At 54.3% G+C, this 21,042-nt stretch carries 17 protein-coding genes; 7 read left to right on the top strand and 10 right to left on the bottom strand.

Going from position 1 to position 21,042, the window contains the following annotated elements:
* Window positions 1–155 precede the first annotated feature (155 nt).
* Window positions 156–1,025: a peptide-methionine (R)-S-oxide reductase MsrB gene (gene msrB / locus FBQ85_09480; protein ID MDL1875378.1), complete on the bottom strand. Its 870-nt coding sequence runs from the start codon at window positions 1,023–1,025 to the stop codon at window positions 156–158.
* A gap of 710 nt (window positions 1,026–1,735) precedes the next feature.
* Between msrB and FBQ85_09475 the strand changes: the two genes are divergently transcribed.
* The 3 genes from FBQ85_09475 to FBQ85_09465 all read left to right on the top strand — a co-directional run bounded on the left by FBQ85_09475 (window position 1,736) and on the right by FBQ85_09465 (window position 4,949).
* The gene (locus FBQ85_09475) at window positions 1,736–2,248 is read left to right on the top strand and encodes a hypothetical protein (protein MDL1875377.1); all 513 of its coding nucleotides are present in this window, start codon (window positions 1,736–1,738) and stop codon (window positions 2,246–2,248) included.
* A 166-nt stretch (window positions 2,249–2,414) separates the two neighbouring features.
* Entirely contained in the window at window positions 2,415–3,002 is a 588-nt protein-coding gene (locus FBQ85_09470) for a cytochrome c (GenBank protein ID MDL1875376.1), read from the top strand.
* Between the two features lie 417 nt (window positions 3,003–3,419).
* Window positions 3,420–4,949: a sigma-54-dependent Fis family transcriptional regulator gene (locus tag FBQ85_09465; protein MDL1875375.1), complete on the top strand. Its 1,530-nt coding sequence runs from the start codon at window positions 3,420–3,422 to the stop codon at window positions 4,947–4,949.
* 194 nt (window positions 4,950–5,143) lie between these two features.
* Here FBQ85_09465 and FBQ85_09460 read toward each other — a convergent pair whose 3' ends face one another.
* The 7 genes from FBQ85_09460 to FBQ85_09430 all read right to left on the bottom strand — a co-directional run bounded on the left by FBQ85_09460 (window position 5,144) and on the right by FBQ85_09430 (window position 10,887).
* Window positions 5,144–5,638 carry a copper chaperone PCu(A)C gene (locus FBQ85_09460; GenBank protein ID MDL1875374.1) on the bottom strand — a complete coding sequence of 165 codons (495 nt, stop codon included), beginning with the start codon at window positions 5,636–5,638 and terminating at the stop codon, window positions 5,144–5,146.
* A gap of 27 nt (window positions 5,639–5,665) precedes the next feature.
* Window positions 5,666–6,244 carry an SCO family protein gene (locus FBQ85_09455; GenBank protein ID MDL1875373.1) on the bottom strand — a complete coding sequence of 193 codons (579 nt, stop codon included), beginning with the start codon at window positions 6,242–6,244 and terminating at the stop codon, window positions 5,666–5,668.
* Between the two features lie 3 nt (window positions 6,245–6,247).
* Window positions 6,248–6,721: a cytochrome c gene (locus tag FBQ85_09450; protein MDL1875372.1), complete on the bottom strand. Its 474-nt coding sequence runs from the start codon at window positions 6,719–6,721 to the stop codon at window positions 6,248–6,250.
* Complete coding sequence (locus tag FBQ85_09445) at window positions 6,718–7,440, bottom strand: superoxide dismutase (protein MDL1875371.1); 723 nt, start codon at window positions 7,438–7,440, stop codon at window positions 6,718–6,720. The genes FBQ85_09450 and FBQ85_09445 overlap by 4 nt, the downstream gene beginning before the upstream one ends.
* A 398-nt stretch (window positions 7,441–7,838) precedes the next feature.
* On the bottom strand, window positions 7,839–8,240 hold the full coding sequence (locus FBQ85_09440; protein MDL1875370.1) for a hypothetical protein: 402 nt from the start codon (window positions 8,238–8,240) through the stop codon (window positions 7,839–7,841).
* Between the two features lie 134 nt (window positions 8,241–8,374).
* Entirely contained in the window at window positions 8,375–9,208 is an 834-nt protein-coding gene (locus FBQ85_09435) for a hypothetical protein (protein MDL1875369.1), read from the bottom strand.
* Between the two features lie 185 nt (window positions 9,209–9,393).
* Complete coding sequence (locus FBQ85_09430; GenBank protein MDL1875368.1) at window positions 9,394–10,887, bottom strand: 4Fe-4S dicluster domain-containing protein; 1,494 nt, start codon at window positions 10,885–10,887, stop codon at window positions 9,394–9,396.
* 100 nt (window positions 10,888–10,987) lie between these two features.
* On the opposite strand from FBQ85_09430, the gene FBQ85_09425 reads away from it, so the two are divergent.
* The 3 genes from FBQ85_09425 (at window position 10,988) to FBQ85_09415 (ending at window position 16,444) form a co-directional block, all read left to right on the top strand.
* Entirely contained in the window at window positions 10,988–12,688 is a 1,701-nt protein-coding gene (locus tag FBQ85_09425) for a hypothetical protein (protein ID MDL1875367.1), read from the top strand.
* Between the two features lie 101 nt (window positions 12,689–12,789).
* Complete coding sequence (locus tag FBQ85_09420; GenBank protein ID MDL1875366.1) at window positions 12,790–14,703, top strand: hypothetical protein; 1,914 nt, start codon at window positions 12,790–12,792, stop codon at window positions 14,701–14,703.
* Window positions 14,704–14,761: 58 nt separating this feature from the next.
* Window positions 14,762–16,444 carry a hypothetical protein gene (locus FBQ85_09415; GenBank protein ID MDL1875365.1) on the top strand — a complete coding sequence of 561 codons (1,683 nt, stop codon included), beginning with the start codon at window positions 14,762–14,764 and terminating at the stop codon, window positions 16,442–16,444.
* On the opposite strand, the gene FBQ85_09410 is transcribed toward FBQ85_09415, so the two are convergent.
* Both FBQ85_09410 and FBQ85_09405 read right to left on the bottom strand, forming a co-directional pair.
* A complete protein-coding gene (locus FBQ85_09410; GenBank protein MDL1875364.1) occupies window positions 16,441–18,339 on the bottom strand; it encodes an AmpG family muropeptide MFS transporter in 1,899 nt (632 codons plus the stop codon). The two genes, FBQ85_09415 and FBQ85_09410, sit on opposite strands and share 4 nt — an antisense overlap.
* Window positions 18,340–18,551: 212 nt before the next feature.
* Entirely contained in the window at window positions 18,552–19,304 is a 753-nt protein-coding gene (locus FBQ85_09405; protein ID MDL1875363.1) for a hypothetical protein, read from the bottom strand.
* A 237-nt stretch (window positions 19,305–19,541) separates the two neighbouring features.
* Here FBQ85_09405 and FBQ85_09400 point away from each other — a divergent pair.
* A partial coding sequence (locus FBQ85_09400) for a hypothetical protein (protein ID MDL1875362.1) occupies window positions 19,542–21,042 on the top strand: 1,501 nt, incomplete at its 3' end.

Here is a 21,042-nt window from a genome sequence, read left to right as displayed (position 1 = left end):
CATCGCACAGGTTGGGGGATCGAGTATTATGTTGAAGCGGAGTTTGCCAGTGCACCAGCGCCGCTCCGGTTGACTGCACCGCCGTCAGCGCCGGCGCTGGGTTATTTGATCACACAGTAGAAATACGAGGAATAGATGGCTCGAACATTAGCCATTCATGGCGGACAGCCTGCCTGCCCACAACCGCCGCCGCCGATGTATCCGGGCGTGGTGGAAATGACGCCGGGCAGTTTGTCAAGATCAGATTCGGTGCACCAGAAGCAGCCGCCAGCGAACACAGCGGTTGCACGCGCAGCGCCTGCCGTATCCGCTTGCGGTGAGCCTGCCGAACTCGCTTGCGGTGAGCTTGCCGAACTCGCTTGCTTGCTGGAGGCGCCATCAGATACGGCCGTCATTTTTTCCGCTGCGGGATCTGCGAGTTTCTTCAGCTCTGCCTGGGGCGTGAAATTTAAGGCTTCGGAATTGAGGCAGTAGCGCAGTCCGGTCGGGCGCGGCCCATCGTCAAAAACATGGCCGAGGTGGGCATCGCAGCGGGCGCAGAGAATCTCCGTTCGCATCATGCCCAAACTGTAATCACTGTGCTCGGCAATGTTGCCCTCGGCGAGGGGAGCAAAGAAACTCGGCCAGCCCGTGCCGGAATTGAATTTGGTTGCCGACGAGAAAAGCGGCAATCCGCAACACACGCACGAATAAACGCCTGCTTGCTTGTTATCGAGCAATGTGCCGCAGAAAGGACGCTCGGTTCCTTTGTCGCGGGTAATACGATATTGGTCAGGCGTGAGCAGCGCCTGCCACTCGGCCTCGCTTTTCACCACTTTTGGCATGGTGAGAGCTAACAACTGGCCGTCTTTATTGAAAACATGCACCATTATCATGGTTCGTTCTTCTCCGGTCTTATGATTGATCGTCTCCTCGTTCGCTTCACTCCGCTGCCCGCAATTCATCACGGCAAGCAATATCATCCCGACAAGCATGCTGCGAACGAATGCGGCTGCGTGCAATTTATAAAGCCTGTATCGTTGCATGATAGATTCCTTAAACTCAGATTAACGATTCTGCCACTTCGCCAACGTATTGTTCTATCATAGAAACGAATGGCTGGGAGATTTCATTCCCAAGGCTTTGGCTTTTTTCGTGACTTCTGGAGAGAAGAATAAAATCAACATAAGAATGCGAAGCAAGTTGTTTTATAGCATCTTTCAAATGCGTGTGCAGGAGTCGTAGTCTTGCCTCTTGTGGGGCACTGTCGCAACTGTGAGTTTAGTGGCTTCGACAGCCGCCCACGAGGGGCGGGGGCTACAAATCTGTCCATTCAACTAAAAACCGCTATAATGTTGCTAAAGACCGCCGCAGCGCTAGGGTGTGGCCGCCCCCCTTGTCTTGCATAGTCGATGAGGCTAGACTTTTCGGTTAAACCTCTACTACTCCTCGTGTTCTGCTCCGGTTTGCTTGAAAAGAAATCATCGATTGAAATAAACTCGCCTGCCGAGAATCCTGGAATTTCATCGCCCAGAACCCTTTAAAAAACAACCTCTGTATTCTTCGATGATTTCATCGAAAAATTGCCTTCGAGTTTTCCTCTTCTGGCGCCTCTTTCTGTGAACTAACTCTTTGTTTTTTGGATCAGCGCATGACGCATGACGTTTGGCATATTGCTTGTGATAGGATTACACGACGACTATAAGAAATTGCAAATCTTTCGCGTTGTTCAACTTCAATTACAAGGAGTGAAGCTATGCCAACAAAACGTTTTTCAAAATTCGCGATCGCGGCGATGACTGCAGCAATTGCGACGTTGAGCTTTGCCGGAGAGCCGAAGAATTCCGACAAAGCGCCCAACCTCGAGGGCAGCTACAAATTAATCATGCGCCGGTTGCCGGACGGCTCGATGCACACCGCGCCGGAAATCAACGGGCTGCTCACGTTTACCAAAACGCACAAAAACCTCAACATCGTGTGGAAGGATGCCCAGGGTAAGCTTCATTCGCACGCCGTCGTGTCCACATATAAACTGACGGCCACAGACTACAGCGAGACTATTTTGTTCGGCGTTGAAAACGACGCCACGGGCGCGCAGAGAACCAATTACGATTTATCCGGCCAAAGCCGCAGCGTTCCGGTCGTGGCCAACGGCAATCACTTGGAATTCCAACTGCCGTTTGATCACGCGAAGATGGCGTTCGACGAAAACTGGATCACGACGAAAACCGAAGGCAAGTTCACGGATTATTGGGAACGCGTGGAATAACTCACGCGCAGCCGTGACGCAACGATTTCACAAAAAGCATGCGCGGCGTTACTCATCTTTATCACCGCTGCTGGTTTTGTAGCCGTAACAGTTGATTGCGGCCATGAAATTGAAGGATGTTTTGACGACTCCGAAGTTGTTTGACTTAAACCAAAAGGAAGGTACTATGAAAAAGTTTTTGCTTTTTTTCGTCATCACGATTTTTGCGGCGCCGTTTATGGCCTGCGACCAAAAGCCTGCCGTTGCCGAAGAAACGCAAATCGATCTGGTGGCGCGCGGCGAATATCTGGTTACCACTGGCCTTTGCCATGATTGTCACTCGCCAAAAGTGTTTACGGCGAAGGGTGAGCCGATACCGGACTCGACGCGCCTGCTCTCCGGACACCCGGCCGAGCACCCTCATCCGGATTGGATGCCTTCAGATTTACAGAAACGCCATATCATCACCTCTGCTGATCCCATGCTCACCGCATGGGCCGGCCCGTGGGGCGTGAGCTTCGCCGCCAACCTTACGCCAGACACCAGCACCGGCATTGGCGAATGGACGGAAGATACCTTTATCCGCACGCTGCGCAGCGGCAAACATCAAGGCTATCCCAATGCCCGCGATATTCTGCCGCCCATGCCGTGGCAGTTTATCGGGCAAAAAACTGACGCGGATCTCAAAGCCATGTATGCCTATTTGCGCAGCCTGCCGCCGGTGAAGAATCAAGTACCGTTCCCGGTGCCTCCTGGCGCGGCTGAAGCCCATTGATTCCCAACCCGCAGGATGGTTATGACAACCTTCAAAATCGGGCGATGCGTACACTCATCGCCCGATTTTTTTATGTCATGCCACCGCCCGGACGGCAATGATTCGCAATTATTTTTAACGGCCTCTTGTGTTTTTCTGATTTCCTGCCTACTCTTTCCTGCATTTCAAGCCGTAAGGATTCTCGCTTAAATAACTTGCCCATATCACAAACCGCGAATGGAGGCAAAGAAACGCGAATTTTGAAATTAGCGATTATTCGCGTTCATTCGCGGTTTCAAAAACGAGTAAGTTATTTAAATGGCGCTCCTAAGCGGTTCGGCTCTTCAATGACGATCGCCCGGCCGGCTGCCGGGCGTAAAAAAAGAAGGCCAAGTCGCGCCACCGGTTGTCATTCTTCTGAAAAACTAAACACGAAAAATGTTCGACCACCATCAAAAAGCTGAAAGCCTGCTCGAACTGGCGCGCGTTCTTACGCAACAAAACGATTATAAAGAATGCGTGCATCTCACCACGTTGACCGCCGCGGTGCTGTTTGATGCGGATGCCGCCTCGATCATGATGATCAATCCCAGCACGCAGAAAACCGTCAAAACCATTTTCAAGGGCGGCAAGGAATTCGGTGCGGGCAAATACCGTTTCGTGCAGGATGTCGTCGTCGGCTGGGTGATGAAACACCGGCAGCCCTTCCTGAGCGCCGATTTAAAAACGGATGCGCGTTTCGACAAAGATGCTTTTGAAGATGATGTCGTGCGCGCCATCATGTGCGCGCCCCTGCAAGTCCAGCGCGCCGTACTGGGATATATTCTCGTGATCAGCGAAAGCCGCGTGGGCCAGTTCGACGAGAGCGCCCTCAGGCTTTTGGAAAGCCTGGCAGCGGTGTGCGCGCCGTTTCTCAGCAACGTGCAGCAGATTCAGGAGTATTTTAACGCGCCGCTGCCGGAAGCGGTGTTGCTGGCGCAATACGAATGCCTCGGTTTGCTGGGGAAATCAAAACAGTTTGTGGAGTTGCTGCGCGCGGTGGAGTCCGCCGCGCGTTACGATGTGCGGGTATTGCTGGAAGGCCAAAGCGGCACCGGCAAGGAACGGGTGGCGCGCGCGATTCATGCCTTCAGTGCGCGCAAATCACGGCCTTTTGTTGCGATTGATTGCGGCGCCATTCAGGAGCATTTGATCGAGAGCGAGCTGTTTGGCCATGTGAAGGGCGCCTTCACGGGCGCGAACTACGAGCGCAAGGGCTTGTTCGAAGAGGCGAACGGCGGCACATTGTTCATGGATGAAATCGCCAATTTGCCTTATGATATGCAGGCCAAATTGCTGCGTGCGCTTCAGGAGGGCGAAATCCGGCCGGTGGGCAGCAATAAATCCAAACCGGTGGAGGTGCGCATTATCGCGGCCTCCAGCGCGTCATTGCGCAAAATGGTGGAACAGCAAAAATTCCGCGAAGACTTGTACTATCGTCTGCACGTTTTTCCAATTTACATTCCTACTCTGAACGAGCGCCGCGATGATATTCCGCTGTTGGCCGGCCATTTCTTAAAAAGATTTGCGGCGGAGCAGAACAAGAACATCGAGTCGTTTAATGCTGCAGTGGTGAAATTTATGCAACAGCGCAAATGGCCCGGCAATATTCGTGAATTGGAAAACTTCGTCGAACGCCTGGTGACGCTGGCTTCTCCGGACACGAAGACGCTCAATCCCAAAATTTTGCCGCCGGAATTTCACAAGGAATTCAAGAAAGCTGTGCAGTTGCGGGAAGAGCCGGCCTCACGCAAATCTCTGCAAGAAAGCGTTAACGAATTGGAAGAGCAGCTTATTCGCCAGGCCCTGGTCGAAAGCGGTTGGAATCAATCACAAGCCGCACGCGCGTTGAACATCTCCGAGTACACCATTCGCTACAAAATTGAAAAATTGGGGATTGTCAAGCCGGAGAATTGGCAAACAAGTTGAACATCGCAGCTCTTCGAGCAGCTTGGTGAGCCACGCCCACAAAATTGAAATCCCACAAAAAAGCAAAGGTCTTTTCAGTGGGATTTCATTTTTGTGGGCGAGATACTTTCAGAATTTTATACTAACATTGAGAAGCTAATCGCGTTACAAAGCGCCAGTATCGTTCATGGCAAATCATCCGGGCGGCGGTGTTTTCAAGGCTCCCGAACTTTGGAGAAAACGGTTTTCACGCCGCTTTTTTCAAATTCAAGCTGCACCGCAAAGCTGTCATCAACCGCTAACGAACGCTTCAAGCCCATCAGCATGATATGATAATCCTTCGGCTTGAGCTGCACGCTGCCATGCGCGGGAATTTCTATGCCCCCGGTGACGTGTTGCATCGACATGCGGTCGCCCTTCATTATCGTGCGATGGATTTCGGTTACCGTGCAAACCTCGGTCTGCGCGCGCAACAAACGATCCGCCGAGCCCCCCTCGTTTTTCAAGGTCAAATAAACCACACCGTTCATGCCGGAATGCGAACCGGCGGCCATAGCGGAATCACTGCCAAGATTCGCACGGCTTTCGTGAGCCACCATCACCGGCCTTGACCAAACCTCCGCAATGCTAATGGCAGGATCGGGAGATGCTTGCCGGCAGCCCGCAAGCAGCAGGCTGAACCCTATCACTGCAAGAACTCGTTTTGACATAGCTCATCCTGTTTTGACAAATATCATTCACGGCTTCGCATGCAGCAACAGCCGGAGATCATGCACGATGTCGGCCACCGGCGCGTCATGGCTGATGAGCAGGCGCAAAACGCCGTTTTGATCCACCACAAACATGCGCGTCGTGTGATTCACCAGATAGCCGGAGGCGCCGGCAGCGATCGTTTCTTTTTCAGCATAAACGCCGAATTCGGCGTAAACTTCGCGCAACGCTTCCGGGCTGCCGGTCAAGCCGAGAAATTGCGGACTGAAGATCGCCAGATGCGTTTTTAATTTTTGCGGGGTATCGCGTTCCGGATCCACTGTCACATAAACAAATTTGACCTTGGCCGTATCTGCCTGCAAGGCATCGTGCACGCGTTTCCAGGTGGAAAGCGTCAACGGACAAACGTCCGGGCAAAACGTAAAACCGAAAAAAAGCACCACGACGTTGCCACGATACGCGCTCAGGTTGAAGGGTTGTTCGTGGTGATCCGTCAATGCAAAATCTGAAATGGGTGTGTCCGGCATCACTGTGCCGCGAAACGTGTCAGCCGATTGACAAGCCCAGCCGAGCAATGCTGCGCATAAGATCAGAGAAAATCGCATGAGTCATTCTTGCTCAAAAAGTGGTTGCCGTTGTTTTGATTGATACAAATAACGCACGTACATATAAATCGCCAGAATATCCTCCTCCGGCAAAACTTCCTCCCAACCCATCATTGCCGTGCCCGGAATGCCTTTGCGAATCAGGTGCAGGCGCGCCTGCTCGGAAAAGAACGTTGCCTGGGCCTCGTCGGTGAAGTTCGAAGGCTGATGCAGCAGCACGCCGGGATGTTCGGTTATACCGTCGCCGCGCGCGCCATGACAGCCCGCGCACAGTTCGGCAAACAAGTCGCTGCCGCGTTTAAGTTGCGGCAGGGTTGCTGCCGCCACCGGCGCGTCATATGTTTCTCCCAGCGTCTGCCGCAATTCCTGCCGGAGATTTTCCAGGCGGGCACGTTGATCCGGAGGAACGGGCTGCTCATTGCGGCCGCATCCCGTCATGATCAACGCGCAGGCCAGAAACAACGTAATCCGTTTCATCCAGCGAAATTTTTTCCGCACTGTTCCCAATTGATCACATTCCAAAACGCCGCGAGATAGTCGCCGCGCTTGTTTTGATAGCGCAAATAATACGCGTGTTCCCAAACGTCCACGCCGAGCAGCGGCTTGTGCTTGTTTGCCAAAGGCGTGTCTTGATTCGCAGTTTGCGCGATTTCCAGTTTGCCGGTTTCATTCACCACCAGCCAAGCCCAGCCGCTGCCGAAGAGAGACGAGGCAGCTTTGTTGAATTTCTCTTTGCAGGCTTCAAGCGAACCGAAGTCACGGTTGATGGCCGCTGCCAGATTTCCGGAAGGCTGGCCGGCTTGCGGACTCATCATGTGCCAGAACAGGCAGTGGTTGAAATAGCCGCCGCCGTGATTGCGCACAACCGTGCGCACGCTTTCGGGCACGGCTTGCAAATCGGACAGCAACTCGACAATCGTCATTTGCTGCAAGGCGGTATGCTCTTTGAGCGCGTTGTTGAGATTGTCGGTATAGGCCTTGTGATGGCGGCCATGATGAATTTGCATGGTTTGCTCGTCAATCGCGGCAGCGAGAGCATCCGCGGCGTAGGGCAAATCCGGCAAGGCAAAGGGATATTTCACGGCCGCGCCGGGCGCAAGCTTGGTGAAATCAATTTTAAGCTTGCCGCCAGAGCGCGGCAGCGCCAACGTTTTTCCAGCGGAAGCCAGCAACGTTCCACCGAGGGCGCCAATCATCGTTCCCAATGCTTGTCGCCGCGTGTGCAAAGAATGATTCTTGTTCATATGATTCTCCTGAGTTTGAAAACGATCTGTCGAATTCGTCGTTCGAAGGCATGCGACGAGCCAAGTTGTAGATGGAACGCCTCGGCTGCGTTGCTCAACTCACAGTTTCCATACCAAGCCCGCAATCATCGGCACTGTTCGCTTTGCAAGCAGCGCCGACTTTCTGCGACTGTCAAATCCCGCTGCGGAAAGGGCGAAAAATTAGCAGCGAATGGCTTGTGCATACTTCCGATGCAAATTGGCAGTGAGAATCAGTCAGCAAGCAGAAGTCGTGCAAAAGCAGCAGAGCTTCAGTGAAGCTGAATCTGAGACCCAATGAAACGCGATTTTTAATTTTTAGCAGAGAAGATTCAAAGCAGAATTCGGCGGTGACGAGGGGGATGGAAAATGTCCGTGTGAAATGCCGAGAGAAGACGCGTATGTTTTGCCTCAAGCGACAGTTTGATAGCCTCTTGCAGATAGAGCTTGACGGCTTGAAGTTGGCAAAGGTATAAGGTTTCTTCAAGACTATGCCTGGCGTGTGCAGGTTTGCTTTTCTCGGATTGGACTTCCACTGCTTGTACAACGCGTTTCGCCAGATAACATTTGCCTTCGCAATGCAACTGCGGTGTATTTCTGTTCTCGCAAAGTGTCTGGGAGATATATTGTTTATTGATGGTGTATTCCAACAGGGCATAAAATGGATGAAATAAAGCAATCCAATACACGCAGAGGATCAAACCACACGCGAAAGTTTTACGGGTTGAACGCATGAAGCAATATAGAAGCCGATTCCAAAAAAAGCAAGAAACATGTTGGCAAGTCCGGCTTTCCTGCCGGGTGCGTGCCGCTGCACCGCTACAGCGCTGCAATAACCATGATGATGGATGAGAAGAAATCGCCGGGCTTAGAAAATCCAGGTATAACCCAGAAAAATCGCCAGGCCCACGTGAATAATCAAGGTGAGGAACATCACATACGTGAAGGGCAGATGCAGCGTGTGCCACAGAGAAAACGCTTTTGTAGTCAACTCCAGAGTCATGCGGCTGCTTTCCAGAAAAAATTTGCGGGAGAGCAGCGGCAACATGCGGCGTGTCGCTGAGGCCGGAATATGTTGTGCGCTCAAGCGGCGATTCCATCGGCGCAGCGAGCGCCGGCGATGGATCATCAAGCGAAAGAGCGTGCGCCAGCCGGAGGTGCGCCCGGCTTTGTGCGAGTCTTGTGAATCGACAAAAAGTGTATCATTTAACCCGTCGTCAGCCAGCGCCTGCTGCACGACTCGAATCTCGGCTTCGATTTCCTTCAGTGAGAGAATCACGCCGCGCCGGTTGCGCGGCAGTTGTGCGAACAGAAAGCGGCCCACAAAGCCGCTGGCCATGACGATGATCATCGACCAAAAACTGATCGAAGCCAATCCTCCGAATTTAAAGGTGGTGTGCAAGGTGGCGAGCAGCGGCCCGGCAATGCCGAAGTAGACGTGAAATTGAAACCATGTGCGAGGGGCGCCGAGGTTTTCAAGCAAACGCCAGCGTTTGCGGATGGGATAGAGCAGCGTCAACACACAGAATAAACCGCCCACGACTCCAAAGCCCTGTCCAATCAAACCGCTGGGTTTGAGCAAGTTGTGCAACGGATGTTGCGGCCGCTCGGCCAGGGCCGCAAGATAATAGTCTGCGCCAAGGCGCAAGGCCGTGAAGATCGCCAGTGCGGTGATGAAAATCAAGCCGAAGATGATGAACATATGAATTTCGAACGCCGGCCGTGGCCGGGGAGAGATAGCATTTCCGGTCGCTAGTCTGTTTTGGGGCGCGTCCGGCTTCTTCGGCGAGGTCTCGGTTGGTTGGAGGTTCTCCGGCGTTCTTGATACTGATTGATTTTTTTTCGGAGTCAGCGTTTTCATGAGAACCGGTTGCGTCGATGAGTGCTTCATTTTCGAATTCGTGAGCCTGGCAACGGCTCGCCATAGAGCGTGCGCATGGTGACGCCAATTTCTTTTAAAAAGTCGAACGGCAAAACGCCGCCGGCCATGATGATGACGTCGTCGTTCGGAATGACTTTTTCAACACCCTCGAGATCGAGCTTTACGGCGGTGGCCGTAATCTCCTTCACTGTGCTGGGCAGAAAGGCTTGAATTCTGCGCGCTTTGATGGCGGCTTCGATCAGTTGTTTGTTACGCGGCTTGGCGCGAGCAATGTTTTTTTGCCGATAGGACAGCGTCACGCGGCTGCCGGCTTCAGCCAGCATTAATGCGCATTCGAGCGCGCTATCGCCGCCGCCGACCACCAGACAACGGCGACCGGTGACTTGGCGTGGATCAGCAAGTTGATAAATGACTTTGGCAAGTTGCTCGCCCGGCACGCCGAGCTTGCGGGGTGTGCCGCGCCGGCCCAGCGCGAGCACAACGTTGTTCGTGGTGTAGCATTTCCCGGCTGCCATGACTTCAATGAAATCATCGCGCCTCCGGATTTTCTCCACGCGTTGGTGGGTGTGAATTTTGATTCCGGTTTCCCGAATGATCTTTTGCCATTCCTGCAACAACTCTTCCTTTACCACATCGCGAAAATGGATTTTGCCGTAACCCGGCAGATGAATGGGCGCGGTCATAACGACTTTGCGGCGCGGATATTTCAACACGGTTCCACCAATGTCTTCCTGTTCAAGCGTGAGGTAGCGCAGTTTTTTCGCCGCCGCCTGCAGGGTTGCGCCCAAACCCGCGGGCCCAGCGCCGACAATGATGACATCATAGTCTGCGCGGCTTCGCTGCGGCTGGGCGGCAATCGCATCGATGCATTGCATGCCTTGCTGCAGGGAATTGCGGATCAAACCAATACCGCGCAATTCGCCCGCGACGTAAACGCCGGGAACACGCGTTTGGAAAAATTCATCGGTGAGCGGCACTTCAACCCCGTTCTTGATGCTGCCCAGAACCATCGTGATCGCATCCACCGGACAAGCGACTTCACATTTGCCGTGGCCCACGCAATGGTCCGGCTGCAGCAATACGGATTTCATATTTACCAAACCCAGTACACTCTGTTCCGGGCACGCCGTTACGCAACTGCCGCAGCCGATGCAAAAATCCTCATGAATAAATGGGTGCAATGACGAGGGTGCTTGCGCGCCCTCGCGCCGGTTCTGCTCCAGTTGGCCCCGATGAACATGCTCTTCGCGCCGGCGCTGGTTCGTACGCCAAACGATAATCAGAATGCCGATCACTAAGGTAATACCTAGTTCGATCATGGATGTCACATTTTTGTAATTCGAAATCAATACTGAATTTCTTGGGTAGAGATTTAAGCTGGTACAATTGCAGAAACGACAATTTAGCAAAAAATGCACCAGCCGTGCGCTGGGAATGCTCGAAATCTTCACATTAGATTTATTTCGGTTATCATAAGCCTCGCAGCGCATATCCGGCATTATGCTTGCTTCTTTTACGATTGTGCGAATTCAGAAACTTTTTGCTCGTACAGCGGAAAACTTTCTCCATCCAAAAAGGCTGTGCCAAAGTGCATGGCTTTTGTTGCTTTTGCACGGCCAACTGTTGGCGCAAATCTCACCCGGCCCGCTTGCACGCGCACATACGCAACTTGAAGGTTTGACCAAATGTCTGACTTGTCACGAGGTCGGCCAGCAAACGAGCAACGCCAAATGCCTGAAATGCCATGCTGCGATTGCTGAGCGCTTGCAAGCCCGGCGCGGGTATCATTCCAGGATCACTTCCATCTCTGCCGCGGGCGCCGGAGGCAAAGCGAAGCCATGTGCATCCTGCCACAGCGATCATCACGGCCTGGAGTTTGCTCTAATTCGTTGGGAAAATGGTGAGGCGAATTTCGATCACCGGCAAGCGGGTTATGTCTTGGAAGGCAAACATCAGCAAACCGCGTGTCGCGATTGCCACCAGCCTAGGCATATTCAGGAGAAGTTTGCGCGCGATGCCAACGTCCGTCCGGCGAAAACCTTTTTGGGATTGTCACAAAACTGTGCGAGTTGTCACGCCGACGAGCATCGCGGACAGCTAAAACAAAGCTGTGAGGGATGCCACGACTTTTCCGGATGGAAACCGGCGGCAAAATTTGCGCACGACCGAGCGCAATTTATGCTCACGGGCCGGCATCAAACTGTGCCTTGCGCCAAGTGCCATCCGGAAAAACCTGCACCGGTAAAGGTCGGCAAAGAAACCGTTGCCACCTTCGTGCAATACACCGGTTTACCGTTTCGAAATTGCATTCCGTGCCATCAAGACCCGCACCAGGGCGGTTTCGGCAACGGCTGCACAACATGCCATTCGACCGAGGGTTGGAAAAGCGTTCGCCGCGGCGCGTTCAACCATGATTTGACGGATTTCCCCTTGCGCGGCCGGCACACCGGCGTGGCCTGTGAAAAATGCCATACGCGCGGCGATTTCAAAAAGAAGCTGGCGCATCAATTCTGCCGCGATTGCCATCGCGATGAACATGGCGGCCAGTTCGCGCGGCGCGCGGACCAGGGACGCTGCGAAAGTTGCCACGTCGTCGAGGGATTTACGCCCTCGCGCTTCACGCTGGCCGCGCATCAAAACTCTTCGTTTGTCTTGAGCGGCGCGCATCTCGCAACGCCTTGCGGCAATTGCCATGCACGCCTGACCACAGGACAATTCGCCGGAAAAATCCTGTTTGTCTTTCCACAGCAGCGCTGTGACTCGTGCCATCCCGACGTTCACGCGAGACAATTCGCGGCGCGCTTGACCAAAGGCGGGTGCGAGGTGTGCCATTTGAACGAGAGTTGGCATGAAACCAAATTCGATCACAACACTGCGCGTTTTGCCCTGAAAGGATCTCATCAACGTGTCTCGTGCGGCAAATGCCATTCACAAGAAAAAGCGACGAAGTTGGAGATGTCGCTCCGCCCGGCGATAATGCTTCCGATTTTTGCAGATGCTCTCAACTCAACCGTTGTGACACGCTACCGCCCGCTCGATTTTCGCTGCGTCGCCTGCCATGACGATGTGCATCGCGGCCAGTTCGGCAAGCGCGAACTGGTGCGTTGTGAAAAATGCCATCAAACAACACACTGGCCGGATTTGGCCTTCGTGCACAATCGCGACAGCGCGTTCAAGCTGGAGGGCGCTCATGCAAAGGTTCCTTGTGAAAAATGCCATCTCACCAAGAAAATGAAAGATCAGGCTCTCGTAGTTGTTTACAAGCCGATCGCAAAGGAATGTGCGGCATGCCATCGTTGAACGGGACGTGCAATGCAAACAGCCAGGCCGGGGGTGGGACGCACGCCGCCGCCTGTCGCTGCAGCAGTATTTGCTCAAAGCGTTTCTGGCCCTCGGTTTTCTTGTATGTCATATTTGGGAGTCTGAGTTTTGCCGGACCCGCACATGCGCAGGTTGCAACCATCAAGCATCCGCACGGCAAAATCAAAATACCGTGCAATGCCTGCCACACCACCAAAGGCTGGAAGCCGCTGTTGCAGGAACTCAAATTCAAACACGAAGCCACCGGGTTTGCGTTGGAAGGGCAACACGCGGCAGTGGATTGCAAGAAATGCCACACCTCGCTCAAGTTTACCGGGACTTCCAACGAATGCACGGCCTGCCACAACGATGTGCATGATGGCACGCTCGGCAAGGACTGCGAACGTTGTCACACCGTGCAGGGGTGGTTGGAGATGTCAAAAATTTCGGCTGTGCATCAAGCCTCGCGCTTTCCGTTGTTGGGGCGACATCAGCATGTGGGATGCGACAATTGTCACGCCCGGCAAGGCACAACGCAGTTTGTCAATCTGCCGTTGCAATGCGGCGTTTGCCATCAGGCGGATTATCAGGCAACAACCAACCCCAATCACCAGCTCGCTGGTTTCTCGACACGTTGCGAACAATGCCACAGCAGTGCGATTACCGGCTGGGCGCTTTCCGGTACGGGAAATCTCGGCGGCTTTGATCACAGCAGAACGAGTTTCCCCTTGGTGGGCGCCCATCAAACGGTCGATTGCGGGCAATGTCACGCAAACGGCCGCTTTGCCGGAACTGCGAAAGATTGTTTCTCGTGCCATCAGACTGATTTTCAAAACACCACGAATCCCAATCATGTGACCGGCAACTTCTCGCAGAACTGCCAGGTTTGTCACTCAAGCAACGCCTGGACGCCGGCGAATTTTGATCATAACCTTACAGCATTCCCTCTGAGTGGTGCGCATTCGGCGGTGGACTGTGCGCGGTGCCACGTGAATGGCCGCTTCGCCGGCACAGCGAAGGATTGTTTCTCATGCCATCAGACTGATTTTCAGAATACGATAAATCCGAATCACGTGACCGCGGGCTTTCCGCAAGAGTGTAGCACATGCCACACAAACAATGCCTGGCAACCTTCGACGTTTGACCATGGCCGTACCGCTTTTCCGCTCGTTGGCGCGCACTCGGCGGCAACCTGCGCGCAATGTCACGTGAACGGCCGCTTTGCCAGCACTGCAAAAGATTGTTTCTCATGCCATCAGACTGATTTTCAGAATACCACGAATCCGAATCACGTGACCGCGGGCTTTCCGCAAGATTGCAATATCTGTCACACGAACAACGCCTGGCAACCGGCGAATTACGATCACAACCGCTCGCGCTTCCCGCTCACCGGCGCGCATCTGGCGGTCGCATGCAATCAATGCCACGTGAACAATCAGTACGCCGGCACACCGATGGATTGTTTTTCCTGCCACCAAAGCGATTATGAGCGCACGACCAATCCCAATCATGTCGCAGCAAATTTTTCTCAGGATTGCGCTTCCTGCCACACGACCGCGGCATGGCAACCTTCAACCTTTGATCACAGCCGTACACGTTTTCCGCTGCTGGGCGCGCACGTGACCACGACGTGCACGCAATGCCACGTGAACAACCGATATACCGGCACCCCCACGGATTGTTATGCCTGCCATCAGGCGGATTTTCAACGGCCGACAAATCCCAATCATGTGACGCTCAATTTCGCGCACGATTGCACCGCCTGCCATACCCTGAACGCCTGGCTGCCGGCAACGTTTGATCATGACAGCCAGTATTTCAGAATTTATTCCGGCAAGCATCGCGGCAAATGGCAGAGCTGCGCCACCTGCCATGTGAACGCGACCAATTACCAATTCTTTGAGTGCATCAATTGTCATGAACATAATCAGACCAAGATGGACGACAAACACAGCAACCGGCAGGATTATCAATACAACAGCCAGGCGTGCTATCGTTGCCATCCCAGAGTATGATACCGCACGGGCATAAACACAAAAAAGGTCACGGATGATAAAATCGAGTTGGCGAGACATGCTGAGAGCGATGATGCTGGCGGGGATGATGCTGGCACCGCAGGCCTTGGCGCAGAGCACGGAGACCGAACTGCCGCTGAACGAAAAGGAAGCGCACCGCGAATTTCTCGTGCGCTATGTCACGCTCGACGCGGTCTACTTCAACGGCGGCACGGTGCTGGGCGTGCGGCCCGGCGACAAGGTCTGGGTGATGCGCACTGGCCAAAGAATCGCGCCATTGGAAGTCAAGCATGTTTCGCAACATTCCGCCAGTTGTGTGATTGACAGGGAGAGCGCGCCAGGCGGGAATTTCCCCGACATCAAGGTCAATGACGTGATATTATGGACGATTCCCATGCAGGAGTATTTGAAGCGCACACGCCCGCCGCAAGAGACGCCGGCAAATCGTCCCATCGCGCCGGGGCAGAAACAAAACCGCACGGCCTCTTCCGCGCCCAAACGTTACCCCGCCAAACGCCGCGTGCTGAACAACGAGATTAACGGCCAGCTCAGCATGCAATCATTCGGTCAAAAAGACCGGAGTACGCAACCGTTCAACTTTGTGGAATCTGCTGCGTACCTGCGGTTGAATGTTGAGCGCCTGGGCGGGACACCGTTGCGCCTGACGGCGCGCGCGCGTTCTTCGCAGAATTTCCGGCAACTGGGCGCGGGCGGATTGCAGCAGCAAGCGGCAGTGCATCGCGTCTATGAAATTGCGCTCGCATTCGATTCTCCGGCGTCACGCCTCGATTTTGCATTGGGCCGCATGCTGCGGCATGACATGCGCGGCCTCGGCTATCTCGACGGCATCACGCTCGGCTATCGCTTCAACGACAGGTGGAAGGCCGGAGTGTTTGCAGGTGTGCAGCCGGATTTGTATCGGTATGAGTTTCGTTCCGACGAAAAAAAGTACGGCGCTTTTTTTCAAATGAAAACCCTGGCCGGCACAAGCACCGAACTGACGCTGGCCGCCACCGGCATCGGCCAGTACATGGGTGGAGACGTGAGCCGGGAATATCTGGCTGCGCAAGCCGATGTCAGTTGGTCGCGACAACTCTATCTCACGCAGTATTGCGAGATCGATTGGAATCGGAATTGGCGCAACGCGAACAACGTTGGCACCCTGGCGCTGAGCAATGCCTATTTCAATGCCACCTATTATCCGCAACCGCGGCTTTCATTCGGCCTTTCTTATGATGCGCGGCGCTTGATCCGCACCTGGGAGACGCGCACGTTGGCCGATAGTTTGTTCGATCAAAGCCTGCGGCAGGGTTGGCGCGCGCATGTGGCGCTGCAGCCGACGGCGCTGACACGCATTGCCCTCGACAGCGGTTGGCAGGGCCAGCAGAACGCACCGGCGGTTTATTCGGCAGGCTTGTCGGCCAGCGCTTCGGACTTGTGGCGCAGCGGGTTCAGCTTGAGCGCACGGCTTTCCTATTTTGGCAATTCGCAAGCGCGCGGTTATTATCCCGGCTTGGATTTGTCCCGGCGTTTTTGGGGAATGTTGTATTTGACTTTGGGGGTGGGCACGTACATTTATCGCATGGAAAATCCCGCGAACACCCAGCGCAATCCGTGGGAACGGCTGCGGCTGGACGCCAACCTCAACCGCCAATTTTTTCTCAGCGCCACGATCGAGAATTTTCACGGCGACACGATGAATTTCGCGCGAGGATTTGTGGATGTGGGGTGGAGGTTTTAAGAAGAGCTTTTCCCCTTCTTTCCAAACTCCGCTTCCAGCGGGATGAACTTCGTGATGATAAACGGCGGAATAGTGGCAAGCATCACCCAGACAAAAAAGTTTTGATAACCGATAATATCCTGCAGCCAGCCGCTGAACATGCCGGGTATCATCATGCCGAGCGCCATTAAACCGGTGCACAGCGCAAAATGCGCTGTTTTGTGTTCGCCTTCCGCGACGTGAATCATATAAAGCATGTAGGCCGTGAAGCCAAAGCCATAGCCGAATTGTTCGAGCGCCACGCCGAGATTGACCATGAAGAAATTCTCCGGCCGCGCAAAAGCCAGATAAACATAAACGGCATCGGGAATATTGATGGCCAGCACCATAGGCCAAAGCCAGAATTTTAAACCGTGGCGCGCCACCACAAACCCGCCCAGCAAGCCGCCGAGCGTCAACGCGATAATGCCCACCGTACCATAAACGAACCCCACTTGCCCGGTGGTCAACGCCAGCCCGCCGATTTCGCGTGCATCCAACATAAACGGTTGCGCCAGCTTGACAAGCTGGGCTTCCGCAAAACGATATAATAATAAATAAGCGAGAATGACGCCGATATTTTTCTTCTTGAAAAAGGTGGTAAAGGTCACAAAAAACTCGCGCAGAATATTGCCTGAATTGGCCTGCGCCGGTTTATCCACGGCCGGATGCGGCAAAATTGTTTTGTGATAAGCAAAAAACACCAGAAACATGCCGGCCAGCACAAAAAAGGTGATGGACCATGCCAGCGGAATATTGCCGGCGCGCGCTTTGAATTGTGCGGAGGAGGCCAAACGCAGTTTCGGATCGAGCTGAATGACGGCCATGACCGGCTTGTTCCAATTGTCAGCATCAAAAACAACACGGCTGCCCTCCACCAGCGCAATGCTCTTGTCGCCGGATTCATTGCCGAAATTCACCACAATTTCCTGCCCGGCCTCCGGCGCGCGGGAGAGATGAAACGACACAATGCCCATGTTGCCGGCAAGGCCGGTTTGTTGCGCCGCCACCGCCGCAGGCGCAAAATGTTTTCGAAGAAATTTTTCGAGCGGCTGTACCACGACACGCTGCCACCACGACGGCGCCTCCGGCTTCCCATCAGCCGCCGGCGTTTTCTGTTCGACGGCATAAAAACCGTGCCGAATGTTCCAACTCTTCGCCCACGCCCGCAGGGAATCCACTTCGGTTTTGGGACGGCTTGCCGTGCTGATTTCCACATTGCTTGCGGAGACGACAAGGCGAAGATCGCCCTCGCCCGGCAATCGTGCAAGAGTATCCGGCAGAAATGTCGCCGTTGTTTGATAGTGCGGCCCGGCCGTCACGGTGATGTCAGCGGGCGGCAGGCCGGTTGTGCTTTCGAGGTAGCCGGCGAGAATGATCAGCAAGCCCTGGCCGGTGATCATGGCGAGACGATAAAACGTGCTGCGAATGCCCACAAAAAAAGCCTGCTCATGCTGCGGCAGCGCCAGCATGTAAAAGCCGTCTGCGGCAATGTCATGCGTTGCCGAACTGAACGCCAGCAACCAAAGAAACGCCAGCGAGTATTGAAAGAAATTTGGCAACGGCAGTGTGAGCGCAACGCCGCCGAGTCCCGCGCCGATGAGAAGCTGCATGATCACAATCCAAAAGCGCTTGGTCTTGAGAATATCGACGAGCGGGCTCCACAGCGGCTTGATCACCCAGGGCAAATACAGCCAACTGGTGTACAGCGCGATGTCGGTGTTGGAGAGGCCGAGACGTTTGTACATAATGACGGAGACCGTCATCACCACGACGTAGGGAATCCCTTCGGCAAAATACAAACTCGGCACCCACAGCCAGGGCGTGCGTTTCTTCTCCATTTCAGGGTGATTGCGTGTACTCGTTGGCGAGGCCATGAGGCGTCCTTTTTGACTTGAGATGAGAGGGGCGGAGCGGGCAAGGCGGCGCGCGGTGAATAACCGGGATCAGCCCGGTGACGAGGCGATCTTACCAAAAAATAAACCACAGATTTCGCGGGCTTTCACGGATATAATCTTGCATCTTTCCGTGCCGTGCGTGAAATCCATGGTTCATTTTTTCAGCCAAGCTCCGTCAATTGTGTGGCGAGTTACATGCGGCGGCGCGGACCGCCGTAACGGCGTTGATGGCCGCGGCGCCGGCGCCGGCTGTCTGGACGGCCGTTTTGCTGCGGTGTTTGGCCTTGATTCTCCGACTCAGGTCTCGCGCTACTCTCTTGAGGCGGCCGGTTCGCGGCTCGCGCGGTCGGCGGCTGCGCCGGTGTCGCAACCAGGTTCACCGCAAAACGCTGAACCAACCTCGGGACGACGATGATAACGCCCCACGCCAGCACGCGCAGCGGAAGAAATGGCGTCAGCGTCTTGTCAAAAGGAATCAGAAGAGAGAGCAAAAACAAAACACCGCCCACCAGCAGCGAATGATGAATAAGCCGCCATTTGCTGTTGGGTTGATAAGCATGACCCTGGCGAATCATAATGGCGAGTAAAACCTCGATCAACGCCAGGCTGATGGCGAGGGCGTTTGCCGCTGCCGTCTGCGCTGTGGTTCCTGCCAATGCCAGCCGGAGAAATACCGGCAACAACACGAAATTGAGGGCGAGCAAAGCGCTCAACACGAAGCCGCCTTTGGCCCAAAAAATTCCATTGGCCGACATGCTGCCCAAACGCCACCACACACTGGCGAGATAGGCAAACACGATGGTGAAAACAACCAGAGTTTTGAGGAACAGGGAAGAAGTCAAATCCGGCAGGGTCGCAACCGCCAACGCCGCGGTGACAAGCGTAAACGCCAGTACATCAGTAGCAACGGTGTAAGCTAATGAAGCTTGTGCACGTCGATCCATAAACCTCCTTCTGGAGGAAAATACAATGAATAAAATTCCCGGCGACGATGAACCGTTCTGCTTGTTTGATGCGGTGCAGAAAGCAAGGTGCCTCGATCACGAAAAAGCAGCTTGAGCAGCCGGCGTATGCGAGGCGCTCTCGGAGAGGCCGTAGGGTTATCGTCGAGGCGTCAAAATTGGTTGCCATAATAGCGAAATCAGGCTTGAAGTGCAACAAAAAAACCGAAAGACGAATTCATGAGGAATGAGCAACATCTCCCGGCAGGGATGAAACGCGAATGGCTTTTGGCGAACGGCATGGGCGGTTACGCCCTGGGCGATGACAACGGGACCTGCTCGCGCACGCGACATCATCTTTTAGTCGCGCCGGTGCGGCCGCCGTTGCAACGCGTGGCATTCGTGCGCACCCTGACCGAAACGATTCTGACCGACAATGGCTGGCTGCCGTTGCGTGAAATGTGCCGGTTGCATTATGAAAACCGCCGCGGCTTGCCGGTTTTTGTTTATGAAAGTAACCATTTCACCCTCCTCAAACATCTGTGGATGGCGGATCACTTTCACGGCGTGTTTATCCGGTATGAGTTGCAGCGCGGCGAATTGCCCGTGGAAATACGCCTCATGCCTTGTCTCGATTTTCGCGACCTCGAAACCGAAACGGCGTTGAGCGAATTTTACACCGTGAGGCGTTCCGAGCTTGGCGCCGATATTTACGCCGACGTGAATGACAAACCTTTGCGCATTGCAGCTTCGCCGGCGACCGGCTATGTGCCGGTGAATCGTTGGCATGAAATCTTTTTGGAAGATGAGTCCGGCACGCCGCAGCGTTATGAAGTTTATCTGCCGTTTGTCTTTGAACATGAATTGGCGGTGGGCAGAACTCTAACCGTTCTGCTCGCGCATGACGGACCGGAGTCGTGGGAAGCCGAAGCTGCCCGGCATGAAACCCCGGCTCCTTTGTTGTTTGCCAGCGAAGAAGCGCAGGCCTTGTCGCGCGCTGAAGGCTTACCTCATCTCGCCGCCGGCGCTCACGCCTTTTTGATCCGGCGTCCGACGATACTCTCGCTTGACAATACCACGCTACTGGCCGGCTATCCCAATCTTGCCGACAGCGGCCGCGAGGCCATGCTCGCGTTGCCGGGGCTGCTCATTGCCGCCGGCGAGTTCGAGCGTGCAAAGCAGGTGTTCAGCATTTTTCTCAAACACGTGCATCATGGACTGATTCCCAATTATTTTTCGAAGCGGCCGGAAAGCCCGAATTACGACAGTATCGATGCGACGTTGTGGCTGTTTGTCGCATTGTATGAATATTGGCAGGCCAGCCGCGATCTGAAATTTCTCGAAGAGAACTATTCGTTCCTGCTCGAAATGCTCAATTGCCATTTGCGCAGCCTCACGCCGGGAATTAAGTTTGAGGCTAAAACCGGCTTTTTGTATGCCCTCGAGACGCAGCGCGCCATGACCTGGATGAATGGCCGGTTGGGCAATTGGCTCGCGACGCCGCGCTCAGAGTTTGCCGTGGAAGTGCAGGCGTTGTGGCACAATACGCTTTGCATCATGGCGGAATTTTCCCACCTGCTCGGCAAAGAAACGGGCGAGAGCAAATGCCGGGAGTTGGCCGCTCAAGTTGAAATGAATTTGTCGCGCAGCTTTGCCGTGCCCGCTACGGATCTTATTTACGACAGCCTGCCGGAGCAGCTCATGTATGAGGGCAAGGAAAGCATTTTCCCGGCGGGCGATG

The organism is Cytophagia bacterium CHB2, assembly GCA_030263535.1.
Classification (GTDB): domain Bacteria; phylum Zhuqueibacterota; class Zhuqueibacteria; order Zhuqueibacterales; family Zhuqueibacteraceae; genus Coneutiohabitans.
This window is presented reverse-complemented; position numbering and strand designations above follow the sequence as displayed.